This is a genomic window from Candidatus Nitrosocosmicus sp. R (assembly GCF_054408505.1).
In genome coordinates, this window is the sequence record NZ_CP167090.1 from 1,501,166 (window position 1) to 1,521,397 (window position 20,232).

General features: G+C 32.9%; 20 protein-coding genes. 10 read left to right on the forward strand and 10 right to left on the reverse strand.

Annotation, left to right across the window (positions count from 1 at the left end):
• Window positions 1-223 precede the first annotated feature (223 nt).
• Window positions 224-739, reverse strand: a complete 516-nt coding sequence (locus AAGU22_RS07775; protein ID WP_458721618.1) for a hypothetical protein — start codon at window positions 737-739, stop codon at window positions 224-226.
• A 342-nt stretch (window positions 740-1,081) separates the two neighbouring features.
• On the opposite strand from AAGU22_RS07775, the gene AAGU22_RS07780 reads away from it, so the two are divergent.
• The 3 genes from AAGU22_RS07780 to AAGU22_RS07790 all read left to right on the forward strand — a co-directional run bounded on the left by AAGU22_RS07780 (window position 1,082) and on the right by AAGU22_RS07790 (window position 3,924).
• Window positions 1,082-1,864 carry a PQQ-dependent sugar dehydrogenase gene (locus tag AAGU22_RS07780; RefSeq protein ID WP_458721619.1) on the forward strand — a complete coding sequence of 261 codons (783 nt, stop codon included), beginning with the start codon at window positions 1,082-1,084 and terminating at the stop codon, window positions 1,862-1,864.
• 35 nt (window positions 1,865-1,899) lie between these two features.
• Entirely contained in the window at window positions 1,900-2,184 is a 285-nt protein-coding gene (locus AAGU22_RS07785) for a hypothetical protein (protein ID WP_458721621.1), read from the forward strand.
• A gap of 1,386 nt (window positions 2,185-3,570) precedes the next feature.
• Entirely contained in the window at window positions 3,571-3,924 is a 354-nt protein-coding gene (locus AAGU22_RS07790) for a hypothetical protein (RefSeq protein WP_458721622.1), read from the forward strand.
• 849 nt (window positions 3,925-4,773) lie between these two features.
• On the opposite strand, the gene AAGU22_RS07795 is transcribed toward AAGU22_RS07790, so the two are convergent.
• Both AAGU22_RS07795 and AAGU22_RS07800 read right to left on the reverse strand, forming a co-directional pair.
• On the reverse strand, window positions 4,774-5,253 hold the full coding sequence (locus AAGU22_RS07795; RefSeq protein WP_458721623.1) for a DUF2299 family protein: 480 nt from the start codon (window positions 5,251-5,253) through the stop codon (window positions 4,774-4,776).
• Between the two features lie 963 nt (window positions 5,254-6,216).
• Window positions 6,217-6,417 (reverse strand): DUF2283 domain-containing protein, encoded by a 201-nt coding sequence (locus AAGU22_RS07800; protein ID WP_458721624.1) that lies wholly within the window; start codon window positions 6,415-6,417, stop codon window positions 6,217-6,219.
• A gap of 1,330 nt (window positions 6,418-7,747) precedes the next feature.
• Between AAGU22_RS07800 and AAGU22_RS07805 the strand changes: the two genes are divergently transcribed.
• Both AAGU22_RS07805 and AAGU22_RS07810 read left to right on the forward strand, forming a co-directional pair.
• Window positions 7,748-8,053 (forward strand): hypothetical protein, encoded by a 306-nt coding sequence (locus tag AAGU22_RS07805; RefSeq protein ID WP_458720072.1) that lies wholly within the window; start codon window positions 7,748-7,750, stop codon window positions 8,051-8,053.
• Window positions 8,054-8,072: 19 nt separating this feature from the next.
• Complete coding sequence (locus tag AAGU22_RS07810) at window positions 8,073-8,369, forward strand: hypothetical protein (RefSeq protein ID WP_458721625.1); 297 nt, start codon at window positions 8,073-8,075, stop codon at window positions 8,367-8,369.
• A 723-nt stretch (window positions 8,370-9,092) separates the two neighbouring features.
• On the opposite strand, the gene AAGU22_RS07815 is transcribed toward AAGU22_RS07810, so the two are convergent.
• A complete protein-coding gene (locus tag AAGU22_RS07815; RefSeq protein WP_458721626.1) occupies window positions 9,093-9,557 on the reverse strand; it encodes a hypothetical protein in 465 nt (154 codons plus the stop codon).
• A gap of 1,035 nt (window positions 9,558-10,592) precedes the next feature.
• The gene (locus tag AAGU22_RS07820) at window positions 10,593-10,838 is read right to left on the reverse strand and encodes an Lrp/AsnC family transcriptional regulator (protein ID WP_458721627.1); all 246 of its coding nucleotides are present in this window, start codon (window positions 10,836-10,838) and stop codon (window positions 10,593-10,595) included.
• 1,921 nt (window positions 10,839-12,759) lie between these two features.
• Here AAGU22_RS07820 and AAGU22_RS07825 point away from each other — a divergent pair.
• The 3 genes from AAGU22_RS07825 to AAGU22_RS07835 all read left to right on the forward strand — a co-directional run bounded on the left by AAGU22_RS07825 (window position 12,760) and on the right by AAGU22_RS07835 (window position 16,115).
• Window positions 12,760-13,347: a DUF7482 domain-containing protein gene (locus tag AAGU22_RS07825; RefSeq protein WP_458721628.1), complete on the forward strand. Its 588-nt coding sequence runs from the start codon at window positions 12,760-12,762 to the stop codon at window positions 13,345-13,347.
• 283 nt (window positions 13,348-13,630) lie between these two features.
• On the forward strand, window positions 13,631-15,823 hold the full coding sequence (locus AAGU22_RS07830; protein WP_458721629.1) for an ABC transporter substrate-binding protein: 2,193 nt from the start codon (window positions 13,631-13,633) through the stop codon (window positions 15,821-15,823).
• A 118-nt stretch (window positions 15,824-15,941) separates the two neighbouring features.
• Window positions 15,942-16,115 carry a hypothetical protein gene (locus AAGU22_RS07835; protein WP_458721630.1) on the forward strand — a complete coding sequence of 58 codons (174 nt, stop codon included), beginning with the start codon at window positions 15,942-15,944 and terminating at the stop codon, window positions 16,113-16,115.
• A 601-nt stretch (window positions 16,116-16,716) separates the two neighbouring features.
• Here AAGU22_RS07835 and AAGU22_RS07840 read toward each other — a convergent pair.
• The 3 genes from AAGU22_RS07840 to mce all read right to left on the reverse strand — a co-directional run bounded on the left by AAGU22_RS07840 (window position 16,717) and on the right by mce (window position 17,783).
• On the reverse strand, window positions 16,717-16,857 hold the full coding sequence (locus AAGU22_RS07840) for a hypothetical protein (protein ID WP_458721631.1): 141 nt from the start codon (window positions 16,855-16,857) through the stop codon (window positions 16,717-16,719).
• A gap of 103 nt (window positions 16,858-16,960) precedes the next feature.
• On the reverse strand, window positions 16,961-17,287 hold the full coding sequence (locus AAGU22_RS07845; protein ID WP_458721632.1) for a hypothetical protein: 327 nt from the start codon (window positions 17,285-17,287) through the stop codon (window positions 16,961-16,963).
• A gap of 97 nt (window positions 17,288-17,384) precedes the next feature.
• Window positions 17,385-17,783 (reverse strand): methylmalonyl-CoA epimerase, encoded by a 399-nt coding sequence (gene mce, locus AAGU22_RS07850; protein WP_458721633.1) that lies wholly within the window; start codon window positions 17,781-17,783, stop codon window positions 17,385-17,387.
• Between the two features lie 600 nt (window positions 17,784-18,383).
• On the opposite strand from mce, the gene AAGU22_RS07855 reads away from it, so the two are divergent.
• Window positions 18,384-19,109, forward strand: coding sequence for a hypothetical protein (locus AAGU22_RS07855; RefSeq protein WP_458721634.1), 726 nt, complete (start codon window positions 18,384-18,386; stop codon window positions 19,107-19,109).
• An 11-nt stretch (window positions 19,110-19,120) separates the two neighbouring features.
• On the opposite strand, the gene AAGU22_RS07860 is transcribed toward AAGU22_RS07855, so the two are convergent.
• Window positions 19,121-19,534, reverse strand: coding sequence for a PPOX class F420-dependent oxidoreductase (locus AAGU22_RS07860; RefSeq protein WP_458721635.1), 414 nt, complete (start codon window positions 19,532-19,534; stop codon window positions 19,121-19,123).
• A gap of 174 nt (window positions 19,535-19,708) precedes the next feature.
• On the opposite strand from AAGU22_RS07860, the gene AAGU22_RS07865 reads away from it, so the two are divergent.
• On the forward strand, window positions 19,709-19,921 hold the full coding sequence (locus AAGU22_RS07865) for a hypothetical protein (protein WP_458721636.1): 213 nt from the start codon (window positions 19,709-19,711) through the stop codon (window positions 19,919-19,921).
• A gap of 93 nt (window positions 19,922-20,014) precedes the next feature.
• On the opposite strand, the gene AAGU22_RS07870 is transcribed toward AAGU22_RS07865, so the two are convergent.
• A complete protein-coding gene (locus AAGU22_RS07870; RefSeq protein WP_257719982.1) occupies window positions 20,015-20,149 on the reverse strand; it encodes a hypothetical protein in 135 nt (44 codons plus the stop codon).
• Between the last annotated feature and the right edge of the window lie 83 nt (window positions 20,150-20,232).

A 20,232-nucleotide genomic window follows, 5' to 3' on the forward strand; every position in this document is an offset into this window, starting at 1 on the left:
ACCATTTATTCATACTAAAAGAAATCAACGTCGATTATGACACATTAATGAAGATAATTTTGGAGTTACTAAGAGAAGGACAGTTATGGCCTAAGACAGACTTGATTTAGAATAGGTATTTTAAATTAGAACAGTGGAGGATGGTCGCTAAGAAGAATTTGGCACATCGAAATTACCGATATTAGGATAAATCTCTTTCCAAACCGATTGTATCTAACAAAAGCTAATTAGCAAATGAATTTTGATTTATTACTGGTATATCCAAAAAGACTTCCTCAGGTATTTTTGAAGGGCTATTGGTACCCAACACGCACTTAAAATTAAAATTGTTTGAAGTTTCAACACATGCATTGAAATTTTCATTTACATCAATAACGCCAGAATCAAATTCAAAAGTTAAATGTTTTTCTTGTCCGTCCAATCCAACAGGTTCTGGATTGATCTTTGTTATGGCACATTCTCCATTCGATGAGATAATGAAAATAGTAAGAGGACCTACACTATCGATATTTTGATTAGACAAATTGACATCGATTTTTAGACCCTTAGGGCCATCTCCTCCATTACCATTATCATTCTCATTAGTTGAAATCACGTTTACCGATACTTCGGGAAAACTCAAGCATTGAGTTTGAAGTGGGGATTGGGCCGCAGATCCAAACGAATTCTGGGCATAAGAGGGCAGAAATAAAAATGTAAAGCAACAAATGATCAAAGCAATAGGGTAGTTCTTATTCAAAACCATGTTATTCTATCTATCATAAATTATATAATCTTTCATATTTCATTCGGCAGAAGCGGATCTTAGGTTTCCTAAAACTGCTTATTAACAATCAATTACATAGTACATCAGATATTTCAAATACCTTAAATAGTAAAATAAACATCCCAAAAGAGGTTTGTTATAATTATATTGAGGCAAAAACCAAATTGCCATATTGTACATGCTTAATTTCGCTTTGATTTTTTTTTCTGTGCTTTCTCAACCATATTTACACAGTTCATCAATGCAGAACCTTCTATTGAAGACCCCTTAACGAAGGTCGATCTGGTAGTAAGTGGCCTATTATCTCCAACTAGTATGGCTTTTGTTGATTCTCAAAACATACTAGTATTGTATAAAAATATTGGAGAGGTAAAACTGGTCTCGAATGGTGAGTTAAAAAAAGACCCTATTTTGAAATTGGAAGTAGATTCCACTACCTTTACCTGTTGTAAAGGACTACTTGGAATAGACAATGATTATCAAAATGCTACTAATAGTAGAGACGTATTTATTTACCTTACTGCAACGGGTAAGGACAACATGCCGATTCTAAATAAGGTTATCAAATACATATGGGATGGAGGGGAGCTCATAAACCCTCAAATTATATTGGAATTGCCTGCCACGCCTGGACCGAATCATCCAGGTGGCAAACTAGCACTAGATGCTGAGGGTAATTTATATACTGTAATTGGAGATCTCAATAATGAAGGTATACTACAAAATTTAAAAGATGGTAAAGAACTATCAGACAGCTCCGTCATATTAAAAGTCAATAGGATTGATGGTTCACCTCTACTTGATAATCCTTTTGTAAGTACTAAAAATGAATTTCCCTCAAGTCAAGTGGAAAAATATTATGGTTATGGAATCAGAAATAGTTTTGGTTTGGCAGTAGACCCGGTAACTGGAAATTTATGGGATACAGAAAATGGGGATAAAGACTATGACGAAATAAATTTGGTATATCCGGGTTTTGATAGCGGCTGGAAAAAGTTAATGGGACCCATTTCTAATAGCGATGTTACTGAAAACGACTTGGCGGTACTACGGGCTCGTATTATGGAGATCCTATTTTTAGTTGAGAACCTTCCTTAGGAGTTACCGACTTAGAATTTTTTAATTCCAAGAATTTGGGAGACAAATATGAAAACAACCTTTTTGTAGGCGATATTAATAATGGCAACATATATTATTTCAAATTAAACAGTAGTAGAAAGGGCTTTGAATATAAAAGTCCTGAAATTGATGTTGATCGGATAGCAAATGAGGAAGAAAAGGATAGTTTAGCATGGGGTAAGGGATTTGATGGAATTACTGATTTAGAAACGGGCCCGGATGGAAACTTGTATGTATTATCCTTTGATAAATCCAGTAATGGTGATGGTAAAATATATAGAATCACAAGCAAAGGATAAGATCCCTTCATTATGTGAAAGATCATTATTTCGCCTGCCCTCACCTCCCCTGATAACACTACTCTTTCCAAATCTACTTTTCCACTTTATATTTTAGAATTACGTCAGAAATTAGGTACCTGATTCTTATACCAATGCTTTGCAACCCAATACCCTATGTGACTTATTCTAAATGATCATTGTATCTCTTTCATGAAGTTAATATAATACGATTTTGTCATAATAGTCCAGTTCTAATTCAAAAGGACCAAAATTGTAAATACAGCACCCTTAAGAGACGATATTAGAAATTCAGTTTACCGTACATTCGAATAACTGTAGAGAATTGTAAATATTTCTCAATATAACAAATTACTAATGTAATTATTTAAGGCCGACATTTCAAAAACACTCGAAGTCATGATTGAAACCATATTTCTTAAAGCCCATCGCGTAATGGAAATTGCCTATCTTGTCCAGAGATCAACATAAGGTTGTACCGAGGAGGACCTTCAGAATAATCTACCGGTACTTGGGGGCCTTCCCTGTTCTCCAATCAAATCTACATTTCAGTAAGACGAAAAACCTAATAATAAGATATGTTTTAAGCACTGTAAAATGGGAAGAATCAAAAGGTATGATTAGTAATCTTCCTTTCAAATACAGATGGGAGGTTAGATCGCGGGTTTGAGGTCCGGTCCAGTGTTTAATAACTATTGATCAATTGTTCTCCATAGTCTTTCTCATTTCAAAACCTCTGAATGATCTGAATGACCTTGTTCTTAATTTATGGTTACAACAGAGACAGTAAGTTGCATTCCATCTTTTAAAAATCCCACAGACGCTGCATCTTTTCTGTCCTTACTTATAACTAGATGGGACAGAAGGATTTCTTTTTGCCTTGAATCTTTTGAATGTTTCATTGCAACTCATGATTCAAACATCAAATTTCTATTACGGAAATAAATTCTTTTCCTGGTTAATGGAATCAGATGTATGTATAAAAGAGAAAACAAAATATGACGTTACTAATTTCTCTTCTTTAAACATTTTGACGGTCAACAATCTGGAAGTTCCAAACAAAACTACTATTAGCCAAACAAAAACAAAATTATTGAAATAGATATAATATTGTACATTTATTGGAAGGAGATATCATGGATTTCATGGTTCCTCAAAAAGTGATTTGTCAAATATTATTGTAAATTAGCATTATAAAATACGGTAAAAATATTCATACCATGGTATCTTATAAAGTTGATAAATTCTTTATGATAACTAATTATTAAGACTGTATCTTCAAAATTATACTCGAATCTTATTATAGAATTGGATTATAGATTCTCAGTATAGAATTATAGGTTAAAAACCTCAAATAAATGATTATACTACGTAGTCCTAATCAAAATGAAAGTAAATTTTTCTACATATAAGATACTCAGAATGGTCGTGATTGCAGGCCTTATCCCGGTTAGCGCAATCCAAGGTACCTCATTAATAAGTAGTGTGTTTGCCAACAATCTCTGTTTGGGACCATTAGCCTGCAGCGCTGTGGGTGGTAGTGGTGGACATGGTGGAAACACTGGGGACGCCATAAGTGGAGATATAGGTCCTGGTGGCTCTTGTTTTGCAAAAAATCATGTGACTATAGGAGATGAGTGTGGTGGAAGTACAGGTAGTAGTGAACCCAGAAGTGGAAGCGGTGATCACAGTATGAACGGAGGTAGAGGTGGAGAAGCACATAATACTATTCGTAGCTAGATTTAGTTCTTGCTACTTCAAGAATTTCAGTAGTTTTTCTATACCAGTTAATCACAAATTTAACTTGTTTTAAACCCATTGTATGGTTTAGAGTTCTATCATCTTTATAGGAAATGGAAAATGTTTCTTATACAATTCGAGCATTGCGTAGCACAATCAAGTGACTATTTAACATCTATACAAATCCTAGGATTTTGCTAATTCTTATTTTCAAACTTACCCGTTCTAAATGATCTTATCAAAAGTCCTAAAGATGAGTTAATTATGATACGTGTAGGATTAAGAGGATATTCTATCCCCCTGTTCTGAATTTATGTTGAATCAGACCGTGAAAATCTAATTTTCTAACAAGAAAAATATCTCATAGTATATATCGTAATCATTTGATTTTGAGTATTCATGGTAGTCCCAACTATATTGGCTTTGTTACTTGTTGTATCAATACTTACTTTTGTTATGCACAATACAATAATAAAGTAACAATAGTCTAAGATGCTCCAGAATTATATGATAAAACGTTTGACTCAATCCCGCGATGATAAACCAGGGCAATACTGTGACTTACAAATAAACACTCTGGAATTCATACTCTAACAGAGGACCAGGATTTATTAAGCTCAAAAGATTTGAGACCAGCTCAGACATTTGATAATACATTTGACTAAATAGGTACATTTGTTTATCATTGCATGTTACATCCTTTTATGATAGGAAAAATAATTGTAAACTGATATAATAGGATTATTTTAGTTCATATTCTCAAAAAACTTTACCAATTTCTCTTGAAATTTTACTTGTAATTACCTCATCAATTCTTGTTGATTAAAACAGCAATAAGTATTGATACAATCAGTCTATAGTACCATCATTGGAAATTAAAGATAACCTATTAAAATATTGCTGAAGTGTGTCTATACCCAACAACATTGTGAACAATGAATCAAAAAATTTATCTTTAGTTAAGCCATCAAAATATATTAGTTTTTCCATAATAAATTTTTCTATTTTGTCTTTTGATGAATTGCTGTGACGAGCCAACAAACCCAATTGGTATAATGCCATCAATAGATCTGGAATAAAGCGATTCTTTTCTTTCGATGGTAATAGAGACAATGAATTTTTCTGTTGTTTTGAGAAATTCATTGATGTAATTAACGTTACCTTATCATGTAAATCATCAACAATAATATTGACATTCCTATTATTAGATTTTGCTACAAGATTCATAATAACCGTAGGGTCTTCGATTTCATCAAATCTCCAAATATCACTTTCTTCTACAAGCCATCGTTTAATTCTCAGCGATATTTCGTGTTGAGATAATGACATCTAAATTAATTTAAAAACGCCTCTATATAATCATATAATAGTAAAAATAATAAAGAGAATTAGATTTTATCGAATCCTCAAGCATAGTGAAATAGAAGATCAAATTTCATGATAAGGAAGTCAACTAGCAGTCTAATCTTGAATAGACATGAGTGATAAAGATCGGCAGTTAATCATTTACCTAAAAATTGAGATTACCATCTGATAATTCTTGATTTTTAGGTTTGATGAAATATTCAATAGAACTAAGCACAGGATCCAATTTCAATCAACCAGATTAAGGATTTATCCATTGCTAGTCTATTAGCCTAAAATCCGCTTGTATAATTATTGTTCATGACCTCGGTCCGCAGAATCTGTCATTGCTAGGTGTTTTACCCTTTATAGTAAATGTATCAGGACAGAACCCCTAAAATATCCATAGTCTTATTAATACAAAATTTAAATTTCACAGACTATACACCTTAGAGCCATCAGCCTTTTTCAAGTTCCTAAACAAATAAGAAATGAAAAAAAGATAAACAAATTTACATTGAAAATAGATGCGATTTATGGATTAATATATAGTAACCATAATTTCTAGGGTATTGGTGGACGGCTTCTCCCCTCCTCTTCGGTTGCCTCTTCAAAAAACTTAGTACGAATATCTCTATCTCTATCTCTATCTCCATAAACATCCCCAACTTTCAAATAAATTGAATTACTATTATTCGATACGTTATTTAATCTGACAATTATGTCAATATGAACTGGAGAAATAGTTGGTAATAATTAAGTTATGTCGTTTAGTATGTCATCATTTTCATAGTACGTACAATTTTAGGGATTTAAAGTAAAGTTTCTAGAACCAATTTTACCTAATTCTAGAACTTTTGGTTCGAAGTCTATATCATTATTTTCTTGTAGGCAGTACCGATTATTTTATTACTACTGCTATACTTGTGAAACAATTGTCTATGCATATCATAAAAACAATGATTCTATCTCCTTAATTGTTTCAGGATTCTTTTCAGTCAAGACGTATTTGATACCTACGGGTTTATTATCATCACTAATGTCGATAAATACTACGTCCCCAAGTGGGATGGTGCTAACTATTTTCTTGTCAGTTATTTTAACATAGAGAATATTATCCTCTGGATCATACTCAACGATCGAATTCACTAGATTTTTCCCCCTTCTTTATTACTTCTTCTGATTACCAATAATTCCAATTTATGGATATACTTATAATTCATGACCAAGTATTTAGGTTCTTTCTGCATGTGACAAATCTACAGAGGACACAGAATCTGTAGTTAGAACTGTAGAACCTTTGTGTGAGTATTAGATTTCCCTAGAAAAAAATATATTTCTTGCTTGATCACTTTACTCTTCATTTTTGAGTATCCTGATAAATTAAAATATGTATATTCTAAAAATTTCCCTGAAAATCATGATAAAGAAATTATCCAACATTTCGTATTATTACATTTATGGTCAAGGGACTAACCTCTGAGGATGAAACCGTTATGCTCAGAAAAATTGAGGGCTGGATACTAGACATATTGTTGGAAACACATAACGCTGGACCAAATCATTGAATTATTGAGAGATAACTGATTAAATTAGTTACCCACATTCCGATGATATAGATACTGTCGTTGAAGTCATGATCCTTCACGCACTGATTTATTCTCCTGATGTTGAAAAATTTCTACATATCAGTGATGAAATCATAGATCATAACAAGAGAAAGATAGAGGGAAAGTTATTTTAGGTACTTTAGAAGACCTACCATGGAGAATAAGCTATTAGAAAGTTAACTGGGAATATCTGTTGCTATTATACAATACACTTAACTTGAAATTTAGTATTAACGATAATTAGAACTATCGAATCAATCAAGCAGAGTGAGGAGACTCAAAGGTATTTCATAGGTCCAAAAGATGTAAATTCATGAAATATCATGATAAACCACCGGTGAGGGAATAGGGTTGGTAGGGGATCAATATCTATTAACCAATTTTTAGTATCATCTATTTAACCCTCCCGTCTAGTGCTATTTACCGATCTGCGTAGCATAAAGAATGCATTGTACATATCTAGAAATGGGGAAATTGTTCTTTGTATCCCGGTACGTTTTTGTCACTAATTACCTCACTACTAGTTCAATTATCATCAGTTAATAAAGGATTCTGGCTTTTATCACCGGTAAATCCTGTTTTGTGCATTCCTCTTTCCCAGTCCGTTACATAGAATCAAATTTACGTTGTACTTCATGACAACTTGTAACACTTACCAAATAGGGATCTCCTAAAACGAAACGTCCTTATTTTATTATCATTCGCTAAATAGTGTATCTCTGTGAATCGTATACGCTGTATATGACACATGTATTGATAAAAGACTATCAACAAAATTTGCCTTTTTAATTTCTAGGCAACCAGATAACCCCAAACGGCTCTGTTAACTTAATGATAAATCTATAGCTTAAAGATGGTCTATTTCCAGTATGTCCAGTACAAGAAATAAAACATCTTCATCATATATTGGTCGTGCATTGTATTTGTACTTTCTAGGTTTGTCGACAAGAAACGTTGCTAAAGCCATGTTTTGTTTCCGCAAGGTCAAGAGAAGTCATGTTGCAATCTGGAAGTGGATTCAAAAGTATCATCCTAAAAAGATATTATCAAAGAGAAAAAGGATTTCAGAATTTATCATCGACGAGACATTGCTTAAAGTTGGATTTGAATTCATCTGGTTATGGGTAGCAATAGAGCCAGAAAATAGGCAAATTCTCGCACTCTTTCTTAGCTAATAAATCCAAGGAAAGAAACATGTTTGTTGCTGAGAGGTTCATCTCAGATGTAATAAAGAATCATCGAAAACATCCAGTTTCCACAGATGGTGGCACATGGTATCCACAAGCATGTGGGTTCCTAAAACTAAAACACCGCATCCATTCTTCGTTTGAGAAAAGTCTAATTGAAAGAACTATGCAGTATATCAAAGATCGAACTGAAAGTTTTGATGATTACTTTCCATGCAAAATAAAGAATTGCAAACTAAATCATGTACGGAACTGGTTGAATCTGTTTGTCAATTACCATAACGAGGAGAAGATTCATCCTTAAGTTAACAGAGCGCCCCAAACTATCTGTACTATTAAATATCAGTTCAAACATGATTCATATACAATACTGTATATTTCGCAGTCATCAAGATGAAACAACCTTTGGACTGGACTCTAGTCATATTTTTCAAGTATTTTCTGACTCACTTTTCCAAACACAAATAAAGATACATCAAATACCCATATATCAAATACCAAGAATTTTATTGCAAGGTCCGATAATTTGGAATCTAAATAGATTATATGCAAATAAAGATATTTGTGTTTTTTGTTGTTTAGATAATTTTTTTCATAGATAAAGGTTTGATAAATTTGGAAAATTCAGGCTCTGACCAACAGATTGAGTATGGGTTATATCATGAATACTTCTCGTTAGAGTCATCATAAAAACTATATTCAAAATTATTACCAGTATCTTTTAAACAATCAATTGAAAGAATCTTTTGTTCGTGATTATGACAATGATGTTTCCAAGTCCATGATCCAAATCATTACCATCCTGTGATTATTTGGTAAGGATTTGAACAGAAATTTACACTATTTGAAATAAGGAATAAAATAGTACGATCTTAAGTATAGCATCATAATACTAAAATTAGATAAATATTTTGTTTATCCTTTTTTAATTGTGCGACCCATATGATATTACTCGAGTAGGTTAGCTGATAAACCCGTAAATGAAGAAAATCTTATTGCTGACTTGTTTGATAATTATTACTATTTCTTATTTTTGAACAAAACAAAATTTTAACAAATCCAAAATTTTTTCCTTAACAAATTCTGTAGTTATTTCATCTAATGTAAATGTTCCTTCGCGACCTGCTGTACCTTCCTCTTGCATCATCTTTTGCATATAAAGGGTTACCTTATTTGGTTCTTCCATAAAGAAGGTCAAAGATGGATGCCTGTCCTGTGCCGATGATATGTCATCGTAGGGATATATATCTAATTTCATCTCAGTCACGAATCTACCTTGAATCTTGTCTATGATATCACACCTGATATCATGTAAAATGAGCTTATTCTTGATTTCCTTAAAAACAGGAAAAATAACTGTATGTACTTTTTTTGAAAATTCTTCGGTAAATTCATCGAGATTTTCTCTGGATTCATTTTCTGAAGAGTGGTTTCCTCTAGTTAAAGTGATATAATTATCAATAACCTTGTCGATTTCATCGTCAATATTCATTTTTATCTGATATTCTCCTTGCATATGAGTAGGACCATATATAAATTTGAAGAAAATTATCCCAAGTGCATATAAAATCTTGTCTTCTCAAAGCATCCTTCTGCCAGATAGAACCATTAATGATAATCATCCAATAGAATTATACATCAATTTATTTTCATATTAACAACATTTGTTGCCCCGTTCATCTTAATTCATGCTTATGTTGATTATGGTGACAAAGTACCTCAACTATCGAAAGCATGAATGGCTCAAGGGATATTGTCTGCACATACAAAAGCAAATTTGATGAACTGGTGACCCAAATGTTTGTTATCTGAAAGTCTTACAATTAATCATCTTTCATAACTAATTAGTCTTTTCCTAGAGTATTGTAGTCCGTTTATCAGTTTTCCTTTTTATGAGGTGAATAACTTGAGTCAAAAATATAAAAACCAACTGAGAGAATTCAAAGTTTTCCGTATTAATGGAGGGTTATAGGAAAAAGACTTCAACCCAACCTCGAAATGCAAATTCAGTTTAGGATTAATTTAGAACCTGACTTTTCAATCTCCAATCAAATATATTTCTATACCTTCAATTAATATTCAAATTGGCCGGGCCTGAAACAGGCCACAAAGAGTAATGTGATCCGGGAATTATTAGTTTCTGGACTAAATGAAAGGAAATTGCTTGTTAATAGCAATCAAACACCTGTATTTCCCCTTCTCTCGGGTAACTCCCTAGTCGCAATTGCATTGTGATACGAAATGCTCTTACTAAAATTCAGACCTTTCCTTTTATCCAATTCCAGCTATTATCAGCTTTTTTTAGCATTAGTTTCAATATTTTTAATTCAATAATAATGAGAGACTAACTCTTTTTGTTTTCACATGACTCCATTGGATTATAAGAAAATGATGAAAATACTAGTCAGGCCATAAGTACATTTTAATCCAATATGCTAATGGCCCGTCATCAATGCTAGTTTTTTATCACCCGACCTTGTTTGAAATATTCACTATTAAGGTTATTGAGAGAATTACGCCATTGAAATTAACCTTTGTCTAAATTTTCTGTCACGATCAAGGTCAAAGCAGACCGGAGTTTGTCCAAATTCTTAATCTTCCAAGCAATAATTTCCTTTAGTGTTTCCATCTCGCTTGTAGAAATTCTCACAATAATGTCATAAACTCCAAACACTCTATAAACTTCAACTACTTCAGGAACTTTTCTTATTTTCTCTATTATTTCATTCTCCGATCCCAATTCGCAGTTTATGAGTACATAGGCTGAGGGCATATAGTAATAGAACCATACAAAAATAAAAAACATTTCTGCATGGTCAACTGTTAAATTCATTCTAAGATTTGAGCGGAAGTAGGTAGCATGTTGGTAAAGATAGAAGGTTAAATTCTCAGTAGAGATTAAAACAGCTGCGTGTCAAATTGATGAACATGCAAGCTATGACAAGGTTTTATTCAATATGAGGAAATCAACCTTATATTGTGAAATGTTAGAATAATTATTGTTTAACAAGATCGTGCGAGGTGGATTAGGAACTATGGTAATTCTATATTTGTACTAATGATTAGTAGTTGTGACTCATCTAATGAAGAGTATTTAACTAGATTACTGCTCAATAAATTAATATTAACTTGGAAAAAAATTAGATAGAATTTGGTTTCCTTTGTTCCCCGGTTACCCGACTGAAATTATCGTAAAGTTGTTATTAACAGGTTTATTCTAATCATCATGTCAGCTAAGGCAAGACCTATATCAGTATAAACAGGTAAGACGATCGCATAAACTTTTGGGGGGGCCCTGTATCTACACTAATTTTTTTTGACCACCCTTTGATCTATTTGATTCATTCCGAGAATTAAGCTAGAAATTCCGTCTGCAAATAAAGCAATACCCAAGAGTAACCACAAATAAACGTGCTTCGACTGAATATGTCCGTGTAATTAAAGTAATGATTGTAACACTGATTGTAAACTGTTGCTTAAATATCGAAACATGTCAGAGAATACTATGCCTTTGGTTATTTTTTTCGGTTCCTGCAAATAACTACAAGATGTCAAGAAAGAACACATTAGATATTGACCTGTAAGAGAATTTGTCGGTATATTGATTTATTAATATAAAATAATAACCCTTCGTCCAATTTGGACCATCCTAACCCAGGTGGTCGATTTCTCAAGAATCAATATACCACATGCAAAATCTGCCCTAAATAAATATCATGAAACATCAATGTGATAACAACATTTTTTTATTTGAAACACATCTTCTCCAAGTGAAAGGCATTTCGTGCTTATCAAATTGTTTAATTATGCATGTCATATTAAATCATTAAGGTTAGATCTTGATTCTGTATTGTGACAATTACAATATCTTTTTATATATCAAGATTATCCTTCAAAACATTATTAACCATTTTACTGCAAACCAAAGGTGGATCCGATGTTTTTTTTCAAAATCCTTACATAATACCCCAACAATTAACCAGTGTCTAAATATTAGTATAAAATAGAGAATAGGTAAACCATAAACAATATCTTCCTATCTCTGATATATGGGTAGTAAAAATGAACAAGCTATTTTTATTCAAAAGAATACCTTGCCAGATTCACATTATTCCTAACAGGTCTTGCTTTGAAAATTTCAAGCGTACAATAATGCCTAGTAAAATTATCAAACTAATTTGAAGAACTTTTATGTTCACTGCTGTCTCACTTATAGGACCGTCTCATCCAGCAGTTGGTAAAATAGGGGTCATTGTTATTGTCCAAACCAATGAGAATGACATAGGTCTAATAATACCCACTAAATCCTATGTTTTACATTAGTTTCTAATGATAGAAACGATCCAGTAGACCAGAGTCAAGTCAACTATCAGAAAAAGGATTGCAGAATGGGTAAAATTGAAGGTAACATGTATGGGTGATAGACCCACAGCCAGATCTGTGCTGATAGTGGCCTCATTCGATAGTATGGTAACTAGCTTTATGTGTTCCTAAATCAAAAATTATAATAAGAAGGTGCATATCCTCAAAGTGCATATCCTCAAAGACTTTTAATATTTCTACGCCATATGACTGATAGGGGCTGATCCAAAATAAAAGCAATTAAACCGAGATCAGTTCATCTTTGACTCACTCGAAACAAATCCTATAGTCTTCAAGAAATTCTTTTATAGGACAATAAACACTAATTGACGATGAAACAAGCTTTCTTATATACTAAGTCCTTTTTGGCTCTTGTAGTTGGTTTGGGCGCCATTATTACTCTGTTATCATCTGGAGTAGCTCAAGGCCAGGATAGTAATTTATCTCAGAATGAACCATTCAAATCAACCGATAATACAACAAGCGGAGGGAATGAGTCCATGTTCATTAGTATTCCTGTTGAAAAAGGATATGTTAATGGAAATTTATCATATTTTATAAGTACAGATGCATCTGAAGAAAGGATTGTTTCCTCAGTAACAAATACGACCAAATTTGACGTTAATTATGCACCGACTCTCAGCAATACATCGGAAATTGCTAGGCAACAGGGTTATGTATTTACAAATGGAATATTAGGGAACGGTACTTTTGAGCATCAATTACCAGTTGCATCAGCAACTTCCGGAGATGAAGGATATAGTCCCTTATTTGAAATAAATTATGTGAAATGGAATAACGAATCTCAAGCAAGAATCTTAAAATCTACCGCTGATATAATAGATTCACAGTCAAAGGGTGAAATCTCTATAGAAAAATCAAACGTAATCATAAATAGTCCGGCCGTGAAGATTAATTAATTACATAATTTTTTTTAATTTTGAGGTATAGTTTGGAACTTTAACCTATGGGTTAAAAAAATAGATCTATCTATTCAATTCCCGATCAAATAATTTTTCTGAATATTGCTCTATTATTAGGCGAACAACCAGTAGAGAAGTTTAAGGTTTTTCAAAGACATATTATCGTACTATGATTCAAACTACAATCAAGTTTAGGATCACGTAAGAGTAATGAGGTTTATTAGCCTGAATAATTTCCATATGATGATCTGAAAATTCATTTAAAAGTTTAATAGGCCTTTTGAATATCCTAAGAAAAAGAGAATCATTGCGGCCTTTGTATTTTTTTGTGGCACTGCTATCGGTAATAGCAATTGCAAATCTCGCAATAATTCTTGCAGATTCAGACAGCAGAATAATTTATTCTAGTTGGATGTTGATTATTAATTCATCGATCGCTGCGGGATTATCCTTGATAGCCCTAATAAAGGATAGGTCCAACATAAAAAAAGACAAGACGGCAATACATCTTACCATAGGGCTTGTATTTTGGTTCATAGCAAATATAATTTGGGGATATTATGAAATAGCCCTTGATATAGTATCCCCTGTACCATCATTAGCTGATTTATTCTTATTGTCTGCTTATGGTTTTTTGATCTACAGATTACTAGTGACTTATAAAAAACTTGGAGAAATAACTAACAAGAAAATAATTTACCTTGTGTCTTTTGGGACAGGCTTATTTCTTGTTTATATTCTAAACTTAATGCTTAGTCTAACAGAAATTTCCAATTTTAGGGGCTTAATGCTATTCATAGTTACTATAGCTTATCCAATTTTGAACTCGATTCTTACAGTTCTAGCGCTAACTATCCTTCTCAATCTCAAAAATGAAAAACATCATTTCATACCTTGGATATGCGAGTTAGTCGGCCTATTAGCCATAGTTATTGGAGATAGTTGGTTTGCTATTATAGTATTGACGGCTTTTGTAGAACAGATTTGGATATCAGCTATCTTGCTCTCTGCTCACTATTTACTGATTGCTGGAGGCCTAGTTTGGTTTCTGCGCCACTACAGCACTTGGGATCTGCATATATCAGATAACCCTGTAACTAAAAAAATTACAAAAATATTTTCAATTAAGGCTATCTTTTTATTCATCTTACCGGCAGCCTGTGTTGTTTTGATTATTTTATTTTTGCCAATGAATTTTACATTTTTAGCAAATCAAGTAGGAGTTTCATGGATTTATCCAACATTTCATGAACCTATCCAAACGAATAGGACCTATGAAGAGTACATAGTTGGAGCAATCATCCCACAATCAGGTTCATTGTCTTCTATAGGAAAACCTGTTCTTTCTTCACTTAAACAGGCCGAAAACGACGTTAATGGTTATTTTGAATCCCACAATTCATCATCCAGAGTCAAATTAATGGTAGCAGACTCAAAAACTAGTCCAGAAGAATCCCTCTCGGCAATTAAGAAGCTATATTCATCTGGAGCGAGAGTGATTGTTGGTCCCGCTACGAGCACAGCCGTTTCTGCAGTCCTTGATTTCGCAAATGAAAAAAATATTACACTCCTGAGCTATGCTAGCACCTCCCCAAAGCTTTCAATAGCCGGAGATAGTCTTTTTAGATTAGTACCAGACGATAAAAGCCAAGGTAAAGTTATTGCTGAGAAGATGAGGGATGATGGTATCAAAGTTATCGTTCCTTTCTGGAGAGCAGATATTTACGGTAACGAGTTGGCCAACGCCACCAAATATTATTTTGAAAAATTAGGAGGCATAGCAGAAGAAGGGGTCAATTACAAACCACATACCGGAAAATTTGCTACTAGCTTACACAGGATCAACTTTATCATGTGGAATCAAGAACTCAAAAAGATGAATACTATGGTATCTGATGCCATAACAAAATACGGTAAGGAATCCGTTGGTGTTTATATCATTTCTTACGATGAAATTACACCGATATTGATCCAAGCCCAATTGTTTGATAATCTCGGTAAGATAAGGTGGTATGGAAGTGATAGTGTCGCCGAGAACCACCATCTCACGAAAAATATAGACTCTGCGAACTTCGCTACACAAACTGGATTCATAAATCCATTATTTTCAGTTGGCACAAATAATCAAAAAGCACATGACTTTGAGAGAGAATCTGGTGGAGGTGAAGGCGGGGAACATGATAGCTCTATGACCTATGCAGCCACTGCATATGACTCGTTTTGGATTGCCTCAAAAAGTTTGGAAAAAAATTCTACTATGGATATGGGTAGTGGAGATTTGAACAAGAAAGACTTTGAAAAGATATTAATAGAAACTGCCGAGTCATACGATGGTACTACTGGTAAAATAGATTTAAACTTGGCAGGGGATAGAATAAGCGAAAATTATGATTTTTGGCACGTTGTCATAGACAATTCAACTGGTGGATTCAAGTGGGAGGCTGAATCTAATGAATTAGATCCTAAACACTAATCAGACTATTAAAATTCAAAATGACTTGATAGGTCAAATAATGAAAGAATTAGGTATTTTTGGAATAAAGTCCTTGACACTGTGTTCTTATATATTTGAATCTTGTATATATCCAGTTATGATGTCAAATATTATGAAATGCAAATGCGGTACTAGAGACATTATAAAAGCAAAAAATAATGAATCGGTAGAACATTTCATGCTTAATAAGAAATGCCCGAGATGTGGGACGGTAGGTGCGTGGAGACAACTATCTCAGGATGAATATATGTGGGAGAAAGCCAAGAGTTAGACGAATTTAGCAATAGTCATCACATCCCTAATTCCAACATTATCGAATTTGTTAATTGGAAAATCCAATTGATCCCAAGGAATATGTTTGGGATTATGTTAATAGGAAAAGAACATTGGTTTGCATAATTGTTATTTTTTATATGAGTGATTTTTTCGTATGTGATCCTTTAGTTTATCCATATCTGAGAACTTTTCTCCACAGTTTGAGCAATCATAAGACTGGTTATTAGAATGATATAAAAGCTGATGATGCATTGCATCCTCGATTTTTCGATATCTTCTTCCACAGGTATCACACCTGTGCTTCTTAAACAATGACAAAAAATCCATAAGTTACCTTAAAGTTTACTATCTAATTATTTAACAATTATTTTCCTTATACCACATTAGATATGTTTCGTTTTAACTGCATTATTTACATCATCACCAGAAGGCCGTGCTGAAATGATGATGTATTTTTATTCGAGAGAGCAATCAGGTTCTGATAGAATTCCATCTTTAGTAGTTTCAAGGATGATAAATCTGTCAATAAATTGAGAAAATTAATTTATCTAATAATAGAGATTTGTTATGTCTAGTTGATATTACTAAAAGTTAAATCATTTTTTGTCCAAAGACAAAACGATTTCCTCAATGGCCTGGCTAGAGTTTAACATTCCATTCTTCTTGGCATATGCTTCTAGTAATTTTATTTGTCCGGGAGTAAAACATATTGGCATAGAACGTCTTTCATTATTCATATAATTTTAAGATAATTGACCTGATATTAAAATTTTATTGCATACTGGTCAAGCTGTTTCACCAAGATAATCATCGTTTTCCTGTAAAATTAGATAACAATATTTACCTTTTGAGGATATTAATTATTAAAGCCTCCCCCACTTGAGGTTTTCCATACGTCTCGTAATTACGTTTAGGCATCGTTATAATAATGCTAGTTTGAGGGTAAGATTGAATCAAAGTCTGTGGTTGTGCTCTTAACATGGCTTCCATTATTGGTTGTAACTGCTCCTTCATCTCCTTATCAGGGATTGCTCGGTTTATGGCTTCTAGCATCATCTGTTGCTGTGAAACCGGCTCAAGTTCGATATCCTCCACTAATGTAAGAGTAACAGAAACGCCATTATCACTCAAATTTTTAATTTTATAAACATTCTCACGAATTTCCATTTAAGATCAGTAAATATCCTTTTTATTTAATCTTAATCATGACCTATTATCAAACTATTTATTAAATAAAACAAGAGGGTAATGAATTTACAATGATTTAATGAGGAGGTGCTTGACAAAACTCTACAAGTACGCCATTAAGAGATTTAGGATGAATGAATGTGATTTTGCGTCCATAGGACCCGGTTCTCAATTCCCCCAAAAATCGCATACCATTCGCTTTAGCTTGATTAACATCATTCTCTATCTCATCTGCAGTAATCGCTATGTGGTGAATTCCTTCCCCTCTTTCCTTTAAGAATTTACTGATCGGGCTAGTATCTTCTAAAGGTTCAATCAATTCTAGTCGAGTGTCTTCCAAATTCAACATTACTACTTTTACCTTCTCATTTGGGACTTCTTCTACATCAATATTGTCAATTTTTAAGATTTTTTTGTAATTCTCGAGAGCTCTATCTGCATCATTCACAGCTATCGCTATATGATCCACACGCATAATAGGATATAAAAAAAGTAGTATATATTATAAGCAATAAATTTTATTAATTGATCCAACAGAAAAGACTTATCCCTTGATAATGTGATTTAGAATCTACAGATCATGGCTTGCATCCACTCAGAATTATCTACTTTATTTTGATGAATATTACTTTCAAGATTCCAAAGCAAAAAATATACCTGATAAATTGCATTTTACTAATGATAATGCGAATTAAGGAAAAGTGACTCCAAGTCATTTTCAATGAAATATCCAAATGGATTGAGCATAGACAGGTTGTTTTCTAAACAATAACAAAGGCAACAATTATTATTTTTTCAACCATCATATTGTAGAAACCAATCGATTTGAAAGCAAAAATCCAATCTAAATTCTCTTTTGACAGGGTTCTAGGTTTTCGCTCTATTCAAGACAGTAAAGTAGTCTGATAGCGTTAAAGGTACGATGTAATATCTATTGTTATTTATGGTAGCTAAAAAAATTCAAATTTTGATAAAGGAAATAAGATAAAGGTTATTGCCAGTAGCCAATTGGCGTACAACAATGTAAGTTTTGATAAAAAACAAATTTATCTAATAATTAATAGAAACTAATTATATGAACAGAGGAGCGATCCATTTACTGGTATTTACGCTATTTACTTTAATTCTATTGACTTTGTCTGTAGCCCAAACTAGTCACTCTACAGGTAACGTCTCAAAGCCTTTTATGGCAAATTCAACAATTCTTCCCGGATACATTAACTGTTTGATATCGTATACAACGAATCAGTGTAGTGAATGTCCACCTAACTGTATTACATACAAGGCCAGTAATTTTATCATAGATAATAAGGATTTGGCTTCCAATGTGGACAAGGTATTTGAAAAATCCTTAAGACAAATATCAATTATTAAATCCGCAGACATAAATACCAATCATACAAAGACAGCAATTATTTATTTGCAAAGTCTTTTGCTAAAAAACAATATTAAACCGTCCGAACTAACTCTAATTACCGACATTTTTAATGATATTAATCAGACAAATTCAACTACAACCCTAGGAAAAACCCTTCATGATAAAATTAAAGAATTAGAAATGAAAAAGGATTCTAGCCCAATCGCCATTTCCATTGTAAATATTACTTCAAAGGGTGTCGATTTATTAGTAGACTCAGATAGCATTATACACAGAATTCAAGAATATCCGGATCTTCCATACGACCTCAATGAGCAAAAGGAATGGATTAACGGTATCCTCTCCAGTACTATTGTAGGATGTGAGATCTCTGGTGTGTTGGGTTGCCTAATGGCATCTATAATAACTTCAGGAATAGTTTAGGCAGGATCAGTTCATAGGTATGTAGACAAGGGTATTGAAACGTAAACTATTTTTTTTGGTCTGATCTTTAATATTACTCTTCTTTCCTCTGGTTTAGTTATCGGATATTTATCTAGGTTCAAGTATTTTTTTGACAGTTTGTTGAAATGATGGTCCGCCCCTTCGGTTGTCTTATCGACCACATTCCCTATAATTGATGCAGTTTCATATGGGTTTGCCATGCTAAAGATCGACAAGCCTATCCTATCATTGATTATTGTATTTTTTTCCTTTGACCTTCCCAAGGCCGTGTTTATTAATAAATCATGATTCTCATCATAATCAATCCAAATTGGAGTGACTTGAGGATAACCATTAGGCATTATAGTAGCAAGAGATGCAAAATTCCTTCCATTTAAGAGGGCTAATACTTCATTACTAAACACAATTTTCTGTATTATAATAATAATATAACTTTTGCAATTAAGAGATTGTAAACCCTATGCTACTTTCAGTAAAGCTTAAAAAATGGCGGATCCGATGGGTGTACTCATAATAAATAAGATATTTTGGGTTTAGAAAAAAACTTAATATTTCTGATTTACTTAATTAAAATATAATTGGGGATTATTGTAACTCTAATCCTGATAGTAATGATAGGGCTCGTAATTTTGGGAATAGGATGGACAAATTTTTTTTCTGCTATTCTGAAAGGTGCTGACAAGGTAACAGAAATCCCAGTGGTTAAAAATATAACCGATACTGCCCATTTTGAGTTGAAAAAGATTCTGAAGAATGTTTCAAACGATGTGGTACGTAATATTGGAAATTAGAATTTCCTTGTAGGTTTTCACATTGAAATAGAAAATATATGACTATTAAGCCTGTAAACTAATGTATTTTTATAATAAATCTAAAAAAATTATTTAATGGCTATGACCACATCCACAACCTGCATGGCCACCACCGCTGGTATTCTGTTGTTGTTGCTCTACACAAGTAGGGCATTTAGATTGCTGAGTTTCTGACATAAACGTAGTTCCACATGAAGAACATTTCATTTTTTGAATTCCTTCCATAACATAATTCGGTTCTCAAACTAATTAATAGTTATCTATGAACAATCAGGTTTGGGTATAAAAAA